This is a genomic window from Mycobacterium sp. 852002-30065_SCH5024008 (assembly GCF_001665645.1).
GTDB lineage: Bacteria > Actinomycetota > Actinomycetes > Mycobacteriales > Mycobacteriaceae > Mycobacterium > Mycobacterium paraffinicum.
The window spans coordinates 1-19,440 of the sequence record NZ_LZSZ01000061.1 but is presented as its reverse complement, the minus strand read 5'-3'; the positions used below and the strand labels follow the sequence as shown (position 1 = coordinate 19,440).

Here is a 19,440-nt window from a genome sequence, read left to right as displayed (position 1 = left end):
ACCGCGCGGTCTACCTAAAAGATCTGTTGCACAACAGTATTGACCGCTCGTCCACGATCCGGAACACCCTCCTACCGCCGCCACGTCTCGATCGAGTGGCCGCGGGGTGCGAGCCCCGACGTGTGACATGAGCCACTTTAATACACTCTTGTATATCTAATACAGTGATGTATATGGTGACACCCGTCACAGGATGCCGTGCCGCAGTCCGCTCGCGTCCGACTGTCGCCACGATGAGGAGATCGGCATGAGCCAAGTGACACGACCGGGGCAGTGGGTGGAGCGCGACGCAGGTGTGGGGCTCCACCAACACGACCTCGAAGCCTTCAACATGTCCATCTCGACCGACCGCTACACGTCGCGCGACTACGCCCAGCAGGAGCACGAACGCATCTGGATGCGGGTATGGCAGATCGCCGGGCGAGTCGACGAGCTTCCGAACGCGGGTGACTGGAAGCAATATCGGATCCTCAACCAATCGTTCGTGATCGTCCGCGGCAAGGACGAGAAACTGCGCGGATTCGTCAACGCCTGTCGTCATCGCGGAAACATCCTGTGCAACGCCGCCGCCGGGAACGCCAAGCGCGGCTTCCTGTGCCAGTACCACCTTTGGTCATACGACCTGGATGGCAAGCTGCGCGGGATGCTGCGGGAGAACCTCGCCGGCCCGATCGACAAGAACGAGAACTCCCTCCTGGAAGTGCCGGTCGACACCTTCGGTGGATTCATCTTCGTCAACCCGGACCCAGATGCTCAGCCGCTCAGCGACTTCCTTGGCCCCGACGTCATTGAACTGCTCACCCCATACCACCTCAACGACATGGTCACCGTGATGAATGTCCGAGAGCCCCTGGAGTGCAACTGGAAGGTCGTCATGGACGCCTTCGAAGAGGGCTACCACATCAACGGCATCCACCCGCAACTCCTCACCGTGCTCGTGATCGATCCGACGACGGCCCGATACCGGTTCTTCGAAAACCACAGCGTCGCGGTTGCTCCGTTCGAAGTGAAGGGTGCCAGTGCAGAGAAGCAGATCGAGGGCATTCTGAACCTGCCTGACACCTTTCCTTCGACCGTCGCGGTCATCCCGCGCTTCCAGGAGCTGGTCGACGAATACCGCGCGCCGGACGGCTCGGTCGAGTTTCCTGAGGGCGTCACCGCGCGCAAGCTGCTTCAGCGGGCGACCCGCGACACCCTGACCGGCATGGGTCTCGACGTCAGTGGCCTTACCGACGACCAGATGAGCGACAACCAGGGCTGGGTGCTGTTCCCCAACTACTTCATGACGATCCGCGCCGGCGAATGTCACGTCATCATGGCGGTGCCCCATCCGGACGGCGACCCGAACCGGTGCATCTGGCACGTCAGCAGTTATATGTACCTGCCGCAGGAACACCGTGACGCCTTCAGGGTCCCGCTGACCGAAGTCGAGGAGCCCGGCAGCTACAAGTACTTCGAAGCTCTGCAACAGGATTACGAGCAGATGCCACGACAGCAACTCGGACTGCGCAACAGCAGACTCGACCACATGTCGCTGGTCAAAGAGGAAGTCGTCATCGGCCACTACCACTCCGTGGTGGATCGCTACATGGCCAATGGTGCGGTGAACCGGGAGGAAGTCCAATGAACATCGACGAACGCATCGCCCACCACCGCCGGATGGCCGAGGCTTACCGCGACGCCTACCTGCGCCAGGGAGTCCAGGACGGCGAAGCATTCGCCGACGCTTGGAAATTCGCCGTCGACGGCATTTACGTATCGCCGTATTTCACCGGCGATCAGGTGTTCAAGTTCAGTGAGTTCCCCGAGGACACCGCACGCGCGTCGACGATGGAGGCCAAGGCCTACTCGCTGACCTTCCCGGACTGGAAACCCGCCGACTTCAACTACTGGCCGGCCGAAAACGGTGTGGTGATGAAGACCCGATGGGAAGGCCACACCAAGGACGGTGTCCGGATGGGCTTCTACTCATACAGCTTCATCGAGACCAACGAGGTGGGGGAGTTGACGCGCTGGGAGACCCACGTCAATGACGAATACAACGCCTTCTTGGACGTCGCCATCGGAGTGCATGGTCCTTTCCACGGCACCGGGGAGTACGTCGAGGCGCTCGAACGTTGCCTGGCGAAGGCCGGGGTGTCGGTGTGAAGGTGTTGCTCAAGGTCGAGGACGTCATCGGCGCGCACACCGGTCGACCGCGCGCGGTACTGCAGTACTGCAAAGTCACGAAACGTCTTGTCGACGAGGCGAAGAAGCCGGGGTTCTCGGCAGACAGTTGGGGGCCGCTGGCTGAACTGGTCGCCGTCGGCGAGTTCGAACGAGTCGGCGCCTTCAAAGAGGTGATGAACTGGCCGGACTATGTCGAATTCCTCACCAACTGGGCGACGTCGTCGAAGTGGGAGTGCTCGTTCAAACACATCACGGAGTCCGGCGGCCGGGTGTTCCTCGAGCTGGAGGAGCGCAGCGAAGTAGACGATTTCAGCAGCGTGGTCAACTCGCTGTCGGTATACGAGTTCACCGACGATGACAGGATTCGGCACATCGACCTCTACCTGCAGATGACGCCGCCGCAACCGGAGATGTTCAAAAGCTTTGAGGGAGTGGAACTGCCGCAGTGAAGGCCGACGACATCGACACGAGGGACTTCTTCACCGACAACGAGTTGCTGGCCGATCCATACGGCTATCTCGCCGCGATGCGCGAGGATTGTCCGCTGCGGCGCGAGCAACACCACGACGTGGTGATGGTCACCGGATACGACGAGGGCGTCGCGATCTACAACGACACCAAGAGGTTCTCGTCATGCAACTCGGTGACGGGCCCGTTCCCCGGGTTCCCCGTGGCGCTGGACGACCGGGGTGACGACGACATCGGCGAGCTGATCGCGGCGCGGCGTGACGAATTGCCGTTCAACGACCAGTTGCCCACCTTCGATCCACCGGTGCACACGGCGCACCGCGCGTTGCTGTCCCGGATGATCACTCCCAAGCGGCTCAAGGAGAACGAAGAGTTCATGTGGCGCCTCGCCGATCGTCAGCTGGACGTCGCTCTGAGCGGCGAACGGTGCGAATTCATCGGGGATTTCGCCTCCCCATTCGCGATGCTGGTGATCGCGGACTTGCTGGGTGTTCCCGAGTCGGATCACGAGGAATTCCGTGCCGCGCTGCTCACCGAAGCGGGCACGATCGGTAGCAGCGAGGGTGACACCATGCGTCGTTCTCCGCTGGAATACCTCTATGGCAAGTTCACCGCCTACATCGAGGACAGGCGGCGAAATCCGCGCGGCGACGTGCTGACCGGGGTCGCGTCCGCCACCTTCCCGGACGGCAGCACGCCGGAAGTGATAGACGCGGTGCGCGTAGCGGCCAATCTGTTCGCGGCCGGGCAGGAAACGACGGTGCGCCTGCTCAGCGCCGCAGCGATGATGATCGCCGAAAGCGCGCAACTGCAAGACAAGTTACGGGCCAACCGCGAACTCGTTCCCGATTTCATCGAGGAGGCCTTGCGCTACGAGAGTCCGGTCCGCGGTGACTTTCGTTTGTCCAAGTGCCCGGTGGCTGTCGGCGGGGTCGACCTTCCGGCGGGCACCACCGTGATGCTCGTCAATGCGGCGCTCAACCGTGACCCTCGCAAATTCCCCGAGCCCGATGTGTTCGACATCCACCGTCCTAACGCGCGCAGTCATGTCGCGTTCGGCCGCGGTCCGCATGCCTGTCCCGGAGCGCCGCTGGCGCGCACCGAGGCACGGGTCAGTCTGGAGCGAATGCTCGTCCGCACCAAGCACATTCGAATCGACGAGGAAAAGCACGGCCCTCCCGGCGACCGCCGGTACCGGTACTTGCCCACGTTCATATTGCGGGGGCTCACCCGGCTGCACATCCGATTCGAGTAGTGCGATGCCGTTTCAGGGGACAACCGCAATCGTGACCGGCGGGGCCATGGGACTGGGCTTGGCCATCACGGAGGCACTCGCCGCGCGCGGAACCAAGGTTGCGATGTTCGACGTCGCCGCCGAGTCGGTGCAGACGCAAGCGGCTCGGCTGAATCGAAACGGCGCCGACGTCAGAGGCTACGTCGTCGACGTGTCCGACCGCGCGCAGGTCGAGTCCGCGGTGTCCAAGGTCCGCACCGAGCTTGGGCCGGTGCTGATCCTGGTGAACAACGCCGGCATTGAGCAATTCGGCAAGTTCGCGGAGATCTCGGACGAGCAGTGGGACCGCGTCATGGCGGTGAACCTGCGTGGCCCGTTCATCTGCACGCAGGAGGTGCTGCCCGATATGGTCGACGCTCGATGGGGCCGCATCGTCAACATCTCGTCGTCCAGCGCCCAGGGCGGTCAGGCCCGGATGGCTGCCTACGTCAGCTCCAAGGCCGGTGTGATTGGACTGACGAAGAGTTTGGCCTTGGAACTAGGCCCGAAGGGCATCACCGTCAACACGATTCCGCCCGGCATGGTGGTGACACCGATGCTCGAGAAGGCGATCGCCGAGGGCAGGTTTACCGCTAGCCTGGAGCACTTCGCGAGCATCACGCCAGTGCGCCGGGCCGGCCGGCCGGAGGATATCGCCAACGCGGCGGTGTTCCTCTGTCAAGACGAATCGTCGTACATCACCGGACAAGTCATCGGCGTCAACGGAGGGCGGAGAACATGACCGACGAGGACAGCGGCCTGCGGCAAACGCTGACGCCCCTGGCCGCCGACCAGTGGGGGGATGCCGAGTATTCGGCTTTCGGTGTGCTGCTGGGCATTCCGGGGGACAGGGTTCCGCGTGCCGGGTCGGGTCACGCCATGGACCCGTTGAAATTCGACATCATCGGGCTGCTCGCCCGCCATCCCGCGATGGCTCAAGCCTTCCTGACTTTCAACGGCTTCCTGTTGCGGCGCGGCGAGCTGTCGCCGCGCCTACGTGAGTTGGCGATCCTTCGTGTCGCCAACAATCGCCGCTCGGCCTTCTTCTGGGGCGAGCACGCCAGACTCGCCATCGACAGCGGTGTCCCGGAGGAGGACATCGCGAGGCTCGCCGAAGGCAACGCGGGGTTCTCCGGTGCCGACTTGCTTGTCCTGCAAGCTACCGACGAAATGCTCGCCGGCGGCCGTGTTGACGGCGGGACGTGGGAGCGGCTGGTCGCCATACTCGATACCCACGCCGCAATGGAATTGATCTTCGTCGTCGGCACATACGCCATGTTGGCCATGGCCTTCCAGACCTGGGGCCTCGCACCCCCGCCTGGCAGCGCGCCGCTGCCCTGAACCAAAAAGGCCGCCACCGCGCGAGTGTGAAGCTAGCCGCACACTCGGCGTCACCTGCGCGTGGGTAGCCGCCCGGCTACGGCCGCTTGGCGAGTTGCTTCTCCTGATAGCGCCGGGCCCATTCGGCGCGTGACCGAATCGACACGTCCACGTCAACCGCATTGGCGCGCAAGGCTTTCACGGTCGCCCTGTCGCGAGGGGTTCGCGCGAACGGATCCCAAGTGAAGAACCGGCAGGCGTTGCCCCAGGTGATCTTGTTGATGTCGTTGTCGTCGGCGCCGGCGGCATTCAGCTCGGCCAGCACCTGCTCGGGCGCGTCCGGCCAGAAGCAGTCCGAGTGCGGGTAGTCACACTCCCAGGCGATGATGTCGATGCCGATCTCGTGACGCAGCTTCAACGACGTCTTGTCGGTGACATAGCAGGCCAGCGAGTGTTCGCGGAAGACCTCGCTGGGCAGCTTGTCCCCGAAGTCGCGGCGCAGCCATTTCTGATTGGTGTAGTGGCGGTCGCTGCGGTCCAGATAGAAGGGGATCCAGCCGATGCCGCCTTCGGAGAACGCGAACTTCAGGTCGGGGTACTTGCGCATGGCGGGCCCCCAGAGCAGGTCCTGCGCGCACATCGCCGAGACCTGGGTGGCCAGGATGATCAGGTTGTCGATCGGCGCGTCGGGGGCCATGCTGATAGCCCCGAATCCGGTGCCGATGTGCAGGCACATCACCACGTTCTGCTCGGACAGGGTGCGGAACACCGGTCCCCAGTACTCGTCGTCGTGATAGCTCGGAAGTCCTTCCAGGTGCGGCAGTTCCGGCATGGTCACCGCCCGGCAGCCCTTGGCCGCCACCCGGCGGATTTCGGCACACATCGCCTCCGGGTTCCACGTCGGCAGGATGGCGATCGGAATGAACCGATCCGGGTAGGAGCCGGCCCACTCGTCGATGTGCCAGTCGTTGTATGCCGAGACCATCACCAGGGTCGCCTCCTCGCGGTGCATGTTGAGGTGGCGCGCGGAGAAGCCGGTGAAGGTGGGGAAGCACATCGAGGCCAGGATGCCGTTGCGGTTCATATCCCGGACGCGTTCATGGACGTCGTAGACGCCCGGGCGCATTTCGGCGAAACCGGCCGGGTCGCGCCCCCATTCTTCGGGCGGCCACGACACCACCGCGTTCAGCCCGCTCACACCCTGCGGCCTGCCCTGGTACATCCACTGGTCGACGCCCTTGTCGTCGACCACGACGATCGGGGCCTCTGCCTTGTATTTGGCGGGCACGTGGCGCAGGAACATGTCCGGCGGCTCGACGACGTGGTCGTCAATGCTCACCAGGATCAGGTCATCGACATTCATGCAGACTCAGCGGCTCTGCTCGCTGGTCGTCTCGAGCAATCGGGGGATGGGCGCGGGATCTAACAGCAACGCATCGGACATGTGCAGCTGGCCGGCGTTGGCGATCATGTTGTCCAAGATGGCCTGCAGATCGTCGCCTTCGAGTTCGTAGATGGCGACATAGGGACCCTGCCCGTCAATCGGGCGCAGCCGGCGAGCGGCGACGATTCCGTCGAGCGCCAGCAGTTCGGGTATGTGGACTTCGTCGTACCAGGTGTTGTACTCCTGTTCGCGATCGGGCGAACTGGGCCGACTTTCGACGTACATGATTCCCTTGGCCATCGCCGTCACCTCTCTTCGGGCTGCTATTCGTAACGCACCGTTACCGAAACCGTGTCCGGCACGCCCTGGCACGTCAGAATGTAGCCCTCGGCGACCTCGTCTTCTTCAAGAGCGTCGTTTACCCGCATGGTGGCATGGCCTTCTTCGAGCTTGGCCATGCACGTGCCGCAGTTGCCCGCCTCGCAACTGAACGGCGGTTCCAGTCCGGCCCGCCGCGCGCTCTGCAATAGCGTTTCGCCGGGGACCAGCGGCACCGAGACCTTCTTCCGGTCCATGTGGATGGTCACCGTGCCCGCCTCGGAGCCGTTTGACGGATTTGTCACCCGTGGGGTCTCCTCGATGCTTCGGGCGATTGTCACTGCCACCGCCCCCTCCCGTACTTGCATTCTTCACTGTAGAGAATACTATTCTCACAGAGCGATAGGATCTTCTCAAGTTTGCGCGGATGTCAGGTCGGCCCGGCCTGTCAGGGAAGGACGGGACGTGACCGAGCCGGCCGCGGTCGTGTTCGAGGAGCGGCGACTGAGCCTGCCCCAGCTCGACGCGCTGGCCGACGGCTGGGCCGCGACCCTGGCAAAAAAGGGTGTCTCAGCCGGTCAGCGGGTCGCTCTGATGGCGTCCAACCGCCCGGAATTCGTCGCCGCCTTGCTTGGGATCTGGCGCCTGGCCGCAACGGCGGTACTCATCAGCCCGGCATACAAGCGTGACGAGGTCGACCACGCGCTCGCGCTGACCGATCCCGCCCACGCCGTCGGGGACCATCCCGTACTGGCCGGCGCCATGCCGATGCTGCACCTCGACGAACCGACCGGGCCGGGGGAACCGATGGCCGGCCCGCCACCGCCCCGGTCCGACGCGGTGCTGGTGTTCAGCTCCGGCACCACCGGGCTGCCCAAGGCGGTCCGGCATACCCACGCGGCGCTGGAAGAGGCCGTGCGGCACTGGTGCGGAGCGCTGCGGCTGACGCCGCGCGATCGGATTCAAATCGCCACGCCGCCTTCGCACATCCTCGGGCTGCTCAACATTGTCACGGCGCTGCGCACGGGTGCCTGCGTGCGTCTGCATACCCGGTTCGACATTGACCGGATGCTGCATCACATCGAAAGCGACCGCATCACAGTTGAAATGGCGGTCGCGCCCATCGCGCTGGCCATCGCCTCGCATCCCAGGCTCGAGTCCTACGACCTGTCCTCGCTGCGCTACATCATGTGGGGGGCGACGCCGGTCAGTGCCGACGTCGCGGAGACCGTCACCCGGCGCACCGGCGTCGGCTGGGTGCCGGCGTACGGGACCACGGAACTGCCTGTCATCGCATGCAATCCGATCGAAGGCGCCCGGTTGGACGCCGTCGGGCGTCCAGTACCGGGCGTCGACCTGCGGGTGGTCTCGCTGGAGACCGGTGAGCTGGTCTGTCCTGGAGAGATCGGTGAGATCCAGGCCCGGTCGTCGTCGCTGATGGCCGGCTACCTCCCGGCCGAAGCGACCGCCGAGGTGATTCGCGATGGCTGGTACCGGACCGGCGACGTCGGGTGGATCGACACCGGAGGCTGGCTGCGAATCACCGACCGACTCAAAGAAATGATCAAGGTGCGCGGCTTTCAGGTTGCGCCCGCCGAAATCGAGACGGTGCTGCACGGTCATCCGGCCGTCAAAGACTGCGCGGTGTTCGGCGTACCCGACGGGATCAACGGGGAAGCGGTCGTCGCCGCGGTCGCGACATGCGCACCCGTCGACGCCGGCGAGCTCACCGCCCGGGTCGATCAGCGGCTGGCTTCCTACAAACAGCTGAGCCGGGTTGTGTTCGTGCCCGACATTCCGCGCCTGCCGTCGGGCAAGGTATTGCGCCGAGTCCTAAAGGAGCGCTATGGATGTACGTCTGACAGCTGAACAACAGCAATTGCGTGACGCGGCCGCCAAGCTGGCCGACGACCTTGGTCCTTCGGCGGTCCAAGACCTCGACGACCGGGGCCGGATTGCGCGCCTGGACAGGCAAATCGCGGGGACCGGCTGGAGGTCGCTGCGCTCCGACGGCGCGTCGGGTGTCGAAGTCGCCATTGTCGCTGAGGAATTCGGACGCCGGCTGGTCGACACACCGTTTCTCGGCCCGGTGCTCGCCGACGACCTCGCCCGCCGCGTCGGCGCCGACAGCGCCGGCGCGACGATAGCGGTCGACGATCGTGCCCTCGACGCGCGCGGCGCCCAGCGGGCCCTGAGCCTCACGGGCGGGCGGGTTCTGGCCGCCGATGTGCGCGACGTGACCGACGGCGCGGACTTGACCCGGAGCGATGCCACAATCGCGGAAACGGCGGCGACACTGGGCGAAGTCTCTTCCGACGTGGCGGGGCAGTGGCGAGCGCTCGCGCTCGTCACCACGACGGCGGACCTGGTGGGCATCGCGCGGGGCGCCCATGCCGTCGCGTGCGACTACGCCAAAATCCGGGAGCAATACGGCAAGCAGATCGGGTCCCATCAGGCGATCGCCCACCTGCTCGCCGAAAGCCTTGCGCTGATTGAAGGTTCGATCAGCGTATCGCGGCACGCCGCGTGGGCGGTCGACGAGCTGTCGCCCCCCGAAGCCATCCGGGCCGCGCAGGTAGCGAAGGTGTATTGCGCCCGCGCCGCGAGAACCGTCTGTGAGACGGCCATTCAGGTGCACGGTGGGATCGGCAACACCTGGGACTGCCTGGTGCACGTCTACCTGCGCCGCGCCCTGACATCGACCGAGCTGTGGCCCGTCGCGTTGAAGGAGATCGATCTTGGACTTTCGTGACTCGCCAGACGAAGCAGCCTTCCGGGAGCGGCTCAAGTCCTGGCTTTCCGTGTACGCCAAGGGGTTCTCCGGATCCGGCGACGAGTACTGGGCCCGGCAGGCCGAATGGCACCAGGCCTTGTACCGAGAGGGCTTCTTCGGGTTGTCGTTTCCCCGCGAATACGGCGGACAGGAATTGCCGCCCGTATATGACGTCATCGTCGACGAGGAACTCGCTCGAGCCGGTGCCCCGCCTCGGCCAAGCGTAGGTTACTTGATCTATGGGATCGGTCGCCACGCGAATGACGAAGTGCGGCAACGGTTCCTGCCCGGCATCATCAACGGCACCGAGCGCTGGTGCCAAGGCTTCAGTGAGCCCGGCGCCGGTTCCGATCTGGCCTCGCTCACCACCACCGCTCGTCTCGAGGGCGACACCTATGTGGTGAACGGGCACAAGATCTGGACCAGCTACTCCGATGTCGCGGACTGGTGCCTTTTGCTGGCCCGCACCGATCCAGAGGCCAAACGCCACCGCGGACTGTCGGCTTTCGTATTGGAGATGAAACAACCTGGCGTGCAACAGCGCCCGCTGCGCATGATCAACGGGGTGACCAACGAGTTCGGTCAGGTGTTCTTCGACGGCGCCAAGGTGCCGGCCGACCGGATGGTCGGCGCGCCCGGTGACGGCTGGGCGGTCGCCATGACCGTCGTCGGGCATGAGCGCGAGCCGTCCACGCTCGGTTACGCGGCGCGATACGGCAAGCTGGTGCGAAGCCTCTACGCCCGCAACGGGAGCTCTGGTGGTCCGGTTCCCGAGGAGCTCGCGTGGGCTGCGGTCCAGTCGGAGATGCTGACGCATCATGTCCGGCGGCGGCTGTCCGAGCAGCTCGACGGGGTGTCGCACGGACCCGAAGGGTCGCTCGACAAGCTGCTGATGACCTGGGTCGAGCAATCCGTCGGACACGCCGCGCTGGCGGTCACCGGCACCCGCGATGCGGACCTGCTCAGCGCCTATCTGTACAGCCGCGCACAGAGCGTGATGGGCGGGACATCGCAGATTCAAAAGAACATCATCGCTTCACGCATCTTGGGATTGGGAGTCTGACATGTACGACATGCCTGCCGAAATCGACGTCCAAGCCGACGGCCCGCTGCGGATCATCACCTTGAACCGGCCGGAGTCGCTCAACTCGGTCAACGACAATTTGCACGTGGGCCTCGCGCGACTGTGGCAGCGATTGACCGACGACCCCGCGGCTCGCGCGGCGGTGATCACCGGGGCCGGCAGGGCGTTTTCGGCCGGCGGCGATTTCTCGTATCTCAAGGAGCTGTCGGCCGACGCCGACCTGCGCGCCAAGACCATCCGGGACGGGCGCGAGATCGTCTTGGGCATGGCGCGCTGCCGAATTCCCGTGGTGGCCGCGGTCAACGGTCCGGCCGTCGGATTGGGCTGCAGCCTGGTGGCGCTGAGCGACATCGTCTACATCGCCGAAGAGGCCTACCTCGCCGATCCGCACGTTCAAGTGGGACTGGTGGCCGCCGACGGCGGCCCGCTGACCTGGCCGCTGCACATCAGCCTGCTGCTCGCCAAGGAGTTCGCATTGACGGGCACCCGCATCAGCGCGCAGCGTGCCGTCGAGCTCGGGCTGGCCAACCACGTGGCGGCCGACCCCGTCGCGGACGCGATCGCCTGCGCCAAAAAGATTCTGGAGCTGCCCCAGCAGGCGGTCGAAAGCACCAAGCGGGTGCTCAATATCCATCTGGAGCGGGCGGTCTTGGCCAGCCTCGACTACGCGCTCTCCGCTGAGAGCCAGTCGTTCCTGACCGAAGACTTCCGGTCGATCGTCACCAAGCTGGCGGCCGGCAAGAACTGATCACGGTTACGCGTGCGACGAATCGTGTTGCCGCAGGAAGTCGCGCATCACGGAGTCGAACTTGGCCGGCTCCTCAATGAAGGGCATGTGAGCGCTCTCTTCAAAAAACACGAACCGTGAGCCGGCGATGCGCTGGTGCATGTCCCACATGTGTTCGGGTACGCATTCGTCGAACCTGCCCGCGAGAATCAGGGTGGGCAACGTGATTTCGGCCAGCCGGTCGAACACGTCCCATTCCTTGATTGTTCCGACGATGTGAAAATCACTGGGGCCGAACATCGTCTCGAAGATGTCGGTGCCCATCGCGGCGAAGGCTTCCAAAAGCTCTGGCGGCCAGGGGCGCACGCGGCACAGATAGGTTTCGTTCCAGGTGCGGATCGCGTCCTGATATTCGGCCGTGTACGTGGTCCCCGCGGCTTCATGACGTCCGATGGCGGATTGCGTTGCCGGATCGAGCTCCGATTTCAGCCGCGCCACCATCTCCGAGAACTGCGGTATCGACGCGATGCTGTTCGAAATGGTGAGGCTGACCGCCCGCGACGGCACGTCGAGCGCGTACTGCTGAGCCATCATCCCGCCCCACGAATTGCCGAAGATGTGGAAACGGTTGAGGCCGAGGCCAGCTACGACGGCATCCATTTCGGCCACCGACCGTTGCATGGTCCACAGTTCGCGGTTCGACGGGCGCTCGGACTTGCCGCAACCGAGCTGATCCCAGTAGATGACCTCGCGCTCGTCAGCCAACCGCTCCAGCGAACGCAGGTAGGTGTGGGGCAGACCGGGACCGCCGTGCACCACCAGCAGGGGAAGGCCCTCTCCGGCGCCGACCCGCTTGAACCACACGGTGCCACCCGGGACCGCGATCGTTCCCTCCATTGCCGACGATGCCTCCTGGTTGGCGAGCAGACGCAAAATCGCAGCCTACGATGCCGGTTCATGCAATTTTCCGTCTGTTCGCGAGTTCGCCGCTCCTTGCAACGCTGACTCTCGCAATGAGAGAATATTGTTCTCATAAGCTGCGGGGGCTCTCGAGCACTCGCGTCGCGCTCGCCGAAGTGGAGAAGACCGTGCCCGAAGCCGTCATCGTGTCCGCCCTGCGCACTCCCATTGGCACCGCCCGGAAGGGCACGCTGCGCGACACCAGCGCCTTCGACCTGGCACACCACGTGGTCTCCGAAGCGGCGAAGGACCTGGACCCGGCACAGGTTGACGACGTGATCCTGGGGGAGGGGCTCTTCGGCGGCGGCGTGATCGCACGGCATGCGGCCATCACCGCCGGCCTGACCCAGGTGCCCGGTCTGGCGAACAATCGCCACTGCGCGGCCGGGCAGGCGGCGGTGCAGAGCGCGGCGGCAAGCGTGCGTGCCGGGATGGATCAGCTCGTCATCGCCGGTGGTGTGAACTCCGCCTCCACGTCCCCACGATCCCGGATGCAGGTGGACGGCGAATGGGTCGACTGGTTTCCCCCGACCCATCCAGACAGTCCCGAGGCGCCCAACCTCGACATGTCGATCACCGTCGGCTGGAACGCCGCGGTCAAAGCCGGTGTGAGCCGCGAAGAGATGGACGCGTGGGCGCTGCGGTCGCACCGCAACGCCATCGCCGCGATCGACGAGGGCCGCTTCAAACAAGAGATCGTCCCGATCGAAACGCCGCACGGACTGTTCGCCGTCGACGAACACCCCCGCCGCGACACCACCATGGAAAAGCTGGCCGCCCTCAAGCCGCTGCATCCCGAAATTGAGGGCTTTTCCATCACCGCCGGCAATGCCTGCGGCGCCAACGACGGCGCGGCGGCGCTGACGATCGCGAGCGACGAGCTTGGGCTACCGGCGCTGGCCACGGTGCGGTCCTGGGCGTCCGTCGGGGTGGACCCGGCGATCACCGGTTTGGCGCCGGTGGAAGCCATCCCGAAAGCTCTTGCCCGCGCCGGCCTCTCGCTCTCGGAGGTGGACCTGTTCGAGATCAACGAGGCCTTCGCCGCAATGTGCGTGGCCACCGTCAAGCTGCTCGACCTCGACCCGGACAAGGTCAATGTCAGCGGCAGCGGATGCTCGCTGGGCCACCCGGTGGCGGCGACGGGAGCGAGGATGCTCGTCACGCTGATCCACGAATTGCGCAGCCGTGGCGGCGGAATCGCGGTCGCAGCCATGTGTGCGGGCGGCGGCATGGGGTCCGCCACGGTCATCGAGGTCTCAGCTCCCTAAATGGAGATCGCCGACTTGATCGCCGGCGCGCGCAACGGATCTCCGCGCGCGGTGGGTCGGCTACTGTCTCTCGTCGAGGGCGAGCGCCGCGACGAGGTGCTGGCCGGTATCGAGCCCTCATCGGTGAGCGTTATCGGCATCACCGGGCCGCCGGGCGCGGGCAAGTCCACCACGATCGCCGCCCTGGTCGGCGCCTACCGCGAGCGGGGGGACCGGGTGGCGGTGTTGGCGGTGGATCCGTCGTCGCCGTTCAGCGGTGGTGCGCTGTTGGGCGACCGGATACGAATGGCCGCGCATATCAACGACTCCGACGTGTTGATCAGGTCGGTGGCGACCCGCGGTCACGTCGGGGGGCTGGCCGCCGCGGTCCCCGCAGCCATCCGGCTGCTGGGGGCGATCGGTTACCACGTCGTCTTGCTGGAGACCGTGGGGGTGGGGCAATCCGAGATCGAGATAGCCGCAGTCGCCGACCCCACCGTCGTCATCCTCAATCCCGGTGCGGGCGACGCGATTCAGGCGGCGAAGGCGGGGGTGCTCGAAGTCGCCGACATCGTGGTGGTCAACAAGGCCGACCGCGAAGGTGCCGAACGGACCGTGCGGGACCTGCGGGAGGAGACTGATGCCCCGATCGTCAGTCTCATCGCCGCTCGCGGCGAGGGCATCGCGGAGTTGATGGCCGCCATCGAGGCCCACGACCGTGCCGACAGTCGTGCCCGTCGACTGGCCCGCGCCCGCGCGCAGATCCTGTCGCTGGCGCAAACCCGGCTGCGGAGCCGGCCGGACCTCGACCGGCTGGCCGAGACGGTCGTCGACGGCAAACAGGACCCTTACTCGGCGGCCGAGCAGTTGCTGTCACCGACCGATGGCCCGCAGGACTGACCATCCGTCTTGTCCCCCGATCGGGGGAATGGGGATTCATCCCCTTTGCGGACCGATCGGCGGAGGTCCGGGCGCGTCACTCTCCCTACGTTGATCTTGTGTACAACACGGCGGTCACCTCGACGCCGCCACCCAGGATCAGTTAGGAGACCCGCACATGGCTCGCACACCCGAACTGTCGGCCGTAAACCTCGGTGAACAGCTGGAGCTGTACCGCCGGATGTGGGTTATGCGACTGCTCGACATGGCGCTGGAAGAGCGGCGCATCGGCGGTCTGCTCAAGGCGACAACGGTCGCCGCATTCGGCCAGGAGGCGGTGGCCGTCGGCGCCGTCGCGGCGCTGCGGCCGGGCGACGTCATGAGCACCGCGATCCACCACTTCGAGCACGCCCAGCGGGTCGGCCTCGCCCTTCCGCTGGGTCCGGCCATCGCCGAGATGATCGTCCCGAGCCGGGCTGCGGCCGGCGGTGCGAAGGAAAGCCCGTTCGCGACGGAATGGAAGCAGTTGTTCGCCACCACGGACCCCGTGCGGCAGTCGATCTTGTTCGCGTTGGGTGATGCGTATGCGCAGCGGCATGCCGGTGAAGGGAAGGTGACCCTGTGTGCCATCGGGGATGAAGCCGTGAACTCCGCCGAGTTCAAGTCGGCCGCGCAGATCGCGCTGTCTTGGCGACTCCCGGTGGTGTTCGTCGTCGAAAACATCCGCGATGCGTCCGGCGTGCGACGGGGCCCGCGCGAGCACCACGGCCTGCCCGTGCTGTCGGTGGATGGCAACAGCGTTGCGGCCGTGCATGACTCGGTCGCCGAAGCGGTGGAACGAGCGAGCGCCGGCGGCGGTCCTGCGATGGTGGAAGCGGTGACCTTCCGGACCAACCACCCCGCAGCGGTCGATCCGTTGGTCTCCTCCAAGCGGCAGCTGACCCGTGCCGGGGTGAGCGCCGGACACCTCGACGAGGTGGAACACCGGGCTCGCCGGCTGGTGGCCGAGGCCGCGGCATTCGCGAACGCGCTGCTGCGGGCGGACGGGCCGGCGTCGGTCGGACCCGACCACCGGTCGGCCGCTAGCTGAGCAGACCTTGCCGCATCGCCTCGGCAACGGCGGCCGCGCGATCGTTGACGCCGAGCTTCTCGTACAGGCGTTGCACGTGGGTCTTGACCGTCGACGGAGCCACGTACAGCTCACCCGCGATCACCGGGATGCTCTGACCACGCGCAATCCGGTTGAGCACCTCGCGTTCTCGCGCACTGAGTACCGGACCCGTCGGCGCCGCCCGGTGCCGGATCTCCGCGGTAAGGCCTCCCACCAGAGCCGGTGCCACCACGTCGCGGCCCTGCGCGCAGTCGAGCACGGCCTTGACGATTTCGCTGCGGGTCGAGTCCTTGAGCACGAATCCGGCTGCGCCCTGCTGCAGCGCCTGGTACACGATGGCGGGCTCGTCGTGCGCCGAGATCAGCAGCACGCGGGTCGGCAACTCCTGGCTCCGCACCGCCGCCGCCACCTGACCACCGTCCATGCCGGGCATTCGGTAGTCGAGCAGAGCGATGTCGGGCAGGTGCTCCTTGATCAATTCCAGCGCCGCCGAGCCGTCCTCCGCCTCACCGACGACATGCACCGAACCGCTCGACGAAAGCGCTCGCACCACGCCTTCGCGAAAGAGCGGGTGGTCGTCGCCGACAACCACCCGCACCTTTTCTGGCGTTGCTGGCCCGGCCATGGCGATGAGTGTAGCGGTCTGCTCAAAAGCGCCGTTCTCAATTTCCGGGCAATCTGATGGGGAATCTGCCGGTTTGCTTCGGCGGGGCCGACGCGGATTACTACGGTGATCGGATGACCGAAGGCAGCGACACAGAACTGGACCGGGTCCGCAGCGTCCACCAGTTGCGCTCGTATCGAATCGTTTCGGTGCTCCGGATCTGTGTGGTGGGCCTCATGGTTGCCGCCATGGTCGTCGACACCCCGCGATGGGAATGGCCGCAACAAAGCGCTCTCGTCGTCGCGTACGCACTCGTTGCGCTCTGCGCGTTCGTGCTGGCTTTCACCCCCGTGCGCCGATGGGTCGGGTTGGGCGGCTCGGCCGGGGTCGGCCGGCTGGAGCCGTTTACTTTCACCATCCTCGACGTGGTCGCGTTGACGGGCTTTCAATTGCTGTCCGCCCTTGGGATCCTGCCGCTGCTGATCATGGTGCTGCTGCCGGTTCTGGTGGGCGTGGATGTGTCGTCGCGGCGTGCGGCGGTGGTGCTCACCTTCACGCTCGTCGGCTTCGCCATCGCCGGCATTCACGACGGGGTGCTGATGAGTCCGGGACACTGGCCGAGCACGGTATTTCTGCTCGGGCTCTACGGGTTTCTGTGCGCCACCGCATTCGTCGTCGTCCGGATCGAGGAGCGACACGTGCGATCAGTCGCGGGCCTGAGCACACTGCGTGAGGAGTTGCTCGCTCAAACGATGACCGCATCCGACGTCGAGCAGCGGCGGATCTCGGAATCCATCCACGATGGGCCGCTGCAGGACATCTTGGCGGTGCGCCAAGAACTCGTCGAGTTGGGCGCGGAATTGCCCGGCGATGATCGTGTCGGACGGGCGCTCACCGGCCTTCAGATGGCGTCGGAACGCCTGCGGCAGGCGACTTTCGAGCTGCATCCCGCCGTCCTCGAGCAGGTCGGCCTCGCGGCCGCGGTGCAGCAGCTGGCCGTCTTCGCCGCCCAGCGTTCCGGCATCGAGATCTCCACCGACATCGATTACCCGATTCGCAATGCGATCGACCCGATCGTGTTCGGTGTGGTGCGCGAATTGCTGTCCAACGTCGTGCAACATTCACGGGCTCGCAGCGCTTCGGTCATGCTTGGAATTACCGACGACAGGTGCGTCCTGCACGTGGTCGATGATGGCGTGGGATTCGACGTCGGGACCGTGGCCCGCCGCCTCGGAGAGGGACACATCGGATTGGCGTCGCACCGGGCGCGCGTGGACGCCGCCGGGGGAGGTTTCGTCTTCCTCGATGTCCCGGTCGGAACTCACATCTGTGTCGAGCTGCCGATCGCGAAATAGACCGATCGGCGGACGGCTACTTCAGGTCGATGGACTTCCCGGTGGCGGCCGCGTAGCCGGCGCGGTAACCGAAAACCATTGCGGGACCCAACGTTCCGCCGGCACCGCCGTAGGCGCGTCCGGTCACACCGCCCATCGCATTGCCGGCGGCGTAAAGACCCGGGATCGGCTCACCGCCCACGTGCAGCACGCGCCCGTCGCGATCGGTCCGGGGACCGCCCTTGGTGCCCATCGCACCGATGCGCACCGGCACCGCGTAGAAGGGGGCGGTGTCGATCGGGCCGAGGGTTTTGCCGGCCAGTGTCGTCGCGCTCTCGTCGCCCCAGTAGCCGTCGTACGCGCTGGAGCCGCGCCCGAAGTCGGGATCGGCGCCGGCGCCCACGTGGCGGTTCCAGGCCTCGACGGTGCGGATCAAGCCGTCCGCATCGATGCCGGTCTTGGCGGCCAACTCGGCGAGGTCCGCCGACTCACAGAACCAGTCTGGAACGGGCTGCCCCGGTTCGATGCCCAGGAACCCATAGCGCTGCAGGTGAATTGAATCGAACACCATCCACCCGCGGTCGTTGACGTACCCGCCGCGGGGATCGAGGTAGTGGAATGCGCCGGCCATCGAGTTGTAGTCGCAGGCCTCGTTGACGAATCGCCTGCCCGCCGCGTTGACGATGATGCTCCTTGGCCGCGTCCGTTCCAGCCGTACGCTGCGGCTGCGTGGCTCGCCTTCGATGGTGTCGCCGGGGATTTGGACGATCGGCACCCACCAGGCTTCGCCCATGTTGGCCAGGTCCGCACCGTGTGCCATCGCCATGCGCAGGCCATCACCGGTGTTGTTGGGCGGCGAGACCGCGCCGTGCATCGGGCCGCGCAGAAAGGCTTGCGCCAGGGCGGGATCCCACTCGAAGCCGCCGGTGCCCAGGATGACGCCGTGCCGGGCGCGAACGTTGATGTTGTGTCCCTGCAAGCCGATCCGCACGCCGGTGATTTCTCCGTCGTCGGCGATGAGTCGTTCGGCCCGCGCGTTGGTGTGCGGGGTGACACCGGCATCCAGCAGTCCCTTGAGGAGGCCCGCGATCAGCGCGGTGCCTGCGACGCACAGGTGGCTGGTTCGTTCGTCGATCGCCGCGTGCAGACGGGCTCTGGTCTCGGCATCGAATCCGACGTTGGACCAGTCGGCCGGAAACGACGTGATCCGAGTGGCCCATTCGCCCAACTGCGCCAGATCGAAGGGAGCGGCACTCAGTGAACGGCCGCCGGCCGGTTGCCCTCCCGGCAATTCGGGCCGATAGTCGGGGAAGCCGGTGGCGATCTCGAAGCGCAAACCGCTGTGCGCCTCGACGAAGTCGAGCATCGCCGGGCCGGTGTGCACGAATGTCTCGACCAACTCGTCGTCCATCGAGCCCAGGGACTGCGCGCGCAGGTATCGCAACGCGTCGGCGGGCGTCAATTCGCCGTCGAGCGAACGGTTATGGGCGGGGATCCACACGACGCCACCCGACACCGCGGTGGTTCCCCCGACGGTCGGCGCCTTCTCGAAGACCTCCACCGAGGCCCCGGATGCGGCCGCGGTGAGGGCGGCGGTAAGCCCGGCGCCACCACTGCCGAGCACGACGACGTCGACTTGCATGTCCCACGACATTGATCGTTATCCCTTCAGCCCAGCAGCTCGGACAACTGCTTCGCGGCTTTGATGACCGCATCTTTTCCACGCATCACGACGTCTTCTCGGTGGGAGATGAGGTTGATGCACGTGGGTCTGTCTCTTATACACATC

Annotated in this window: 20 protein-coding genes; 14 read left to right on the top strand and 6 right to left on the bottom strand. The window is 65.7% G+C overall.

Annotated elements, in window-relative coordinates; translation table 11 throughout:
• Positions 1–247: 247 nt before the first annotated feature.
• Genes A5781_RS06500 through A5781_RS06475 form a run of 6 tightly spaced genes read left to right on the top strand, consistent with a single transcriptional unit; the run spans position 248 to position 5,251 of the window.
• A complete protein-coding gene (locus A5781_RS06500; protein ID WP_067203146.1) occupies positions 248–1,627 on the top strand; it encodes an SRPBCC family protein in 1,380 nt (459 codons plus the stop codon).
• Complete coding sequence (locus A5781_RS06495; protein WP_067202937.1) at positions 1,624–2,148, top strand: hypothetical protein; 525 nt, start codon at positions 1,624–1,626, stop codon at positions 2,146–2,148. Before A5781_RS06500 ends, A5781_RS06495 begins: the two co-directional genes overlap by 4 nt.
• On the top strand, positions 2,145–2,618 hold the full coding sequence (locus tag A5781_RS06490) for a hypothetical protein (RefSeq protein WP_082939232.1): 474 nt from the start codon (positions 2,145–2,147) through the stop codon (positions 2,616–2,618). Before A5781_RS06495 ends, A5781_RS06490 begins: the two co-directional genes overlap by 4 nt.
• Entirely contained in the window at positions 2,615–3,892 is a 1,278-nt protein-coding gene (locus A5781_RS06485; RefSeq protein ID WP_067202933.1) for a cytochrome P450, read from the top strand. Before A5781_RS06490 ends, A5781_RS06485 begins: the two co-directional genes overlap by 4 nt.
• Positions 3,893–3,896: 4 nt before the next feature.
• Complete coding sequence (locus tag A5781_RS06480) at positions 3,897–4,652, top strand: SDR family NAD(P)-dependent oxidoreductase (protein ID WP_067202930.1); 756 nt, start codon at positions 3,897–3,899, stop codon at positions 4,650–4,652.
• Complete coding sequence (locus A5781_RS06475) at positions 4,649–5,251, top strand: carboxymuconolactone decarboxylase family protein (protein WP_067202927.1); 603 nt, start codon at positions 4,649–4,651, stop codon at positions 5,249–5,251. The genes A5781_RS06480 and A5781_RS06475 overlap by 4 nt, the downstream gene beginning before the upstream one ends.
• Positions 5,252–5,327: 76 nt before the next feature.
• On the opposite strand, the gene A5781_RS06470 is transcribed toward A5781_RS06475, so the two are convergent.
• Genes A5781_RS06470 through A5781_RS06460 form a run of 3 tightly spaced genes read right to left on the bottom strand, consistent with a single transcriptional unit; the run spans position 5,328 to position 7,273 of the window.
• Positions 5,328–6,593, bottom strand: coding sequence for an amidohydrolase family protein (locus tag A5781_RS06470; protein WP_067202923.1), 1,266 nt, complete (start codon positions 6,591–6,593; stop codon positions 5,328–5,330).
• 6 nt (positions 6,594–6,599) lie between these two features.
• Positions 6,600–6,914, bottom strand: a complete 315-nt coding sequence (locus tag A5781_RS06465) for a DUF4286 family protein (RefSeq protein ID WP_067203144.1) — start codon at positions 6,912–6,914, stop codon at positions 6,600–6,602.
• 23 nt (positions 6,915–6,937) lie between these two features.
• The gene (locus A5781_RS06460; protein WP_067203143.1) at positions 6,938–7,273 is read right to left on the bottom strand and encodes a 2Fe-2S iron-sulfur cluster-binding protein; all 336 of its coding nucleotides are present in this window, start codon (positions 7,271–7,273) and stop codon (positions 6,938–6,940) included.
• 124 nt (positions 7,274–7,397) lie between these two features.
• Between A5781_RS06460 and A5781_RS06455 the strand changes: the two genes are divergently transcribed.
• Genes A5781_RS06455 through A5781_RS06440 form a run of 4 tightly spaced genes read left to right on the top strand, consistent with a single transcriptional unit; the run spans position 7,398 to position 11,537 of the window.
• The gene (locus A5781_RS06455) at positions 7,398–8,801 is read left to right on the top strand and encodes a class I adenylate-forming enzyme family protein (RefSeq protein ID WP_067202919.1); all 1,404 of its coding nucleotides are present in this window, start codon (positions 7,398–7,400) and stop codon (positions 8,799–8,801) included.
• Positions 8,779–9,684 carry an acyl-CoA dehydrogenase family protein gene (locus A5781_RS06450; protein ID WP_067202916.1) on the top strand — a complete coding sequence of 302 codons (906 nt, stop codon included), beginning with the start codon at positions 8,779–8,781 and terminating at the stop codon, positions 9,682–9,684. Before A5781_RS06455 ends, A5781_RS06450 begins: the two co-directional genes overlap by 23 nt.
• Positions 9,671–10,768: an acyl-CoA dehydrogenase family protein gene (locus tag A5781_RS06445; protein WP_067202913.1), complete on the top strand. Its 1,098-nt coding sequence runs from the start codon at positions 9,671–9,673 to the stop codon at positions 10,766–10,768. The genes A5781_RS06450 and A5781_RS06445 overlap by 14 nt, the downstream gene beginning before the upstream one ends.
• 1 nt (position 10,769) lies before the next feature.
• Positions 10,770–11,537: an enoyl-CoA hydratase/isomerase family protein gene (locus tag A5781_RS06440; protein WP_067202911.1), complete on the top strand. Its 768-nt coding sequence runs from the start codon at positions 10,770–10,772 to the stop codon at positions 11,535–11,537.
• Positions 11,538–11,543: 6 nt separating this feature from the next.
• On the opposite strand, the gene A5781_RS06435 is transcribed toward A5781_RS06440, so the two are convergent.
• Complete coding sequence (locus A5781_RS06435; protein ID WP_067202908.1) at positions 11,544–12,413, bottom strand: proline iminopeptidase-family hydrolase; 870 nt, start codon at positions 12,411–12,413, stop codon at positions 11,544–11,546.
• Between the two features lie 191 nt (positions 12,414–12,604).
• Here A5781_RS06435 and A5781_RS06430 point away from each other — a divergent pair, with 191 nt between their 5' ends.
• The 3 genes from A5781_RS06430 (at position 12,605) to A5781_RS06420 (ending at position 15,692) form a co-directional block, all read left to right on the top strand.
• Entirely contained in the window at positions 12,605–13,744 is a 1,140-nt protein-coding gene (locus A5781_RS06430; protein WP_067203142.1) for a thiolase family protein, read from the top strand.
• Positions 13,745–14,623 carry a methylmalonyl Co-A mutase-associated GTPase MeaB gene (gene meaB / locus A5781_RS06425; RefSeq protein WP_067202904.1) on the top strand — a complete coding sequence of 293 codons (879 nt, stop codon included), beginning with the start codon at positions 13,745–13,747 and terminating at the stop codon, positions 14,621–14,623.
• A gap of 157 nt (positions 14,624–14,780) precedes the next feature.
• Positions 14,781–15,692 (top strand): thiamine pyrophosphate-dependent enzyme, encoded by a 912-nt coding sequence (locus A5781_RS06420; protein ID WP_067202901.1) that lies wholly within the window; start codon positions 14,781–14,783, stop codon positions 15,690–15,692.
• Here A5781_RS06420 and A5781_RS06415 read toward each other — a convergent pair.
• Positions 15,685–16,338, bottom strand: coding sequence for a response regulator transcription factor (locus A5781_RS06415; protein WP_067202898.1), 654 nt, complete (start codon positions 16,336–16,338; stop codon positions 15,685–15,687). The two genes, A5781_RS06420 and A5781_RS06415, sit on opposite strands and share 8 nt — an antisense overlap.
• Before the next feature lie 113 nt (positions 16,339–16,451).
• On the opposite strand from A5781_RS06415, the gene A5781_RS06410 reads away from it, so the two are divergent.
• Positions 16,452–17,672 (top strand): sensor histidine kinase, encoded by a 1,221-nt coding sequence (locus tag A5781_RS06410; RefSeq protein ID WP_067203139.1) that lies wholly within the window; start codon positions 16,452–16,454, stop codon positions 17,670–17,672.
• Positions 17,673–17,688: 16 nt separating this feature from the next.
• Here the strand turns inward: A5781_RS06410 and A5781_RS06405 are convergent, their stop codons facing one another.
• Positions 17,689–19,305 (bottom strand): FAD-dependent oxidoreductase, encoded by a 1,617-nt coding sequence (locus tag A5781_RS06405; protein WP_067202895.1) that lies wholly within the window; start codon positions 19,303–19,305, stop codon positions 17,689–17,691.
• Positions 19,306–19,440: the final 135 nt, after the last annotated feature.

Bases quoted from the DNA above. Each gene is read 5' to 3' on its own strand.
- A5781_RS06500 (WP_067203146.1), top strand. From the start codon at position 248: ATGAGCCAAGTGACACGACCGGGGCAGTGGGTGGAGCGCGACGCAGGT.
- A5781_RS06495 (WP_067202937.1), top strand. From the start codon at position 1,624: ATGAACATCGACGAACGCATCGCCCACCACCGCCGGATGGCCGAGGCT.
- A5781_RS06480 (WP_067202930.1), top strand. From the start codon at position 3,897: ATGCCGTTTCAGGGGACAACCGCAATCGTGACCGGCGGGGCCATGGGA.
- A5781_RS06475 (WP_067202927.1), top strand. From the start codon at position 4,649: ATGACCGACGAGGACAGCGGCCTGCGGCAAACGCTGACGCCCCTGGCC.
- A5781_RS06470 (WP_067202923.1), bottom strand. From the start codon at position 6,593: ATGAATGTCGATGACCTGATCCTGGTGAGCATTGACGACCACGTCGTC.
- A5781_RS06465 (WP_067203144.1), bottom strand. From the start codon at position 6,914: ATGGCCAAGGGAATCATGTACGTCGAAAGTCGGCCCAGTTCGCCCGAT.
- A5781_RS06450 (WP_067202916.1), top strand. From the start codon at position 8,779: ATGGATGTACGTCTGACAGCTGAACAACAGCAATTGCGTGACGCGGCC.
- A5781_RS06440 (WP_067202911.1), top strand. From the start codon at position 10,770: ATGTACGACATGCCTGCCGAAATCGACGTCCAAGCCGACGGCCCGCTG.
- A5781_RS06435 (WP_067202908.1), bottom strand. From the start codon at position 12,413: ATGGAGGGAACGATCGCGGTCCCGGGTGGCACCGTGTGGTTCAAGCGG.
- meaB (WP_067202904.1), top strand. From the start codon at position 13,745: ATGGAGATCGCCGACTTGATCGCCGGCGCGCGCAACGGATCTCCGCGC.
- A5781_RS06420 (WP_067202901.1), top strand. From the start codon at position 14,781: ATGGCTCGCACACCCGAACTGTCGGCCGTAAACCTCGGTGAACAGCTG.
- A5781_RS06415 (WP_067202898.1), bottom strand. From the start codon at position 16,338: ATGGCCGGGCCAGCAACGCCAGAAAAGGTGCGGGTGGTTGTCGGCGAC.
- A5781_RS06410 (WP_067203139.1), top strand. From the start codon at position 16,452: ATGACCGAAGGCAGCGACACAGAACTGGACCGGGTCCGCAGCGTCCAC.
- A5781_RS06405 (WP_067202895.1), bottom strand. From the start codon at position 19,305: ATGTCGTGGGACATGCAAGTCGACGTCGTCGTGCTCGGCAGTGGTGGC.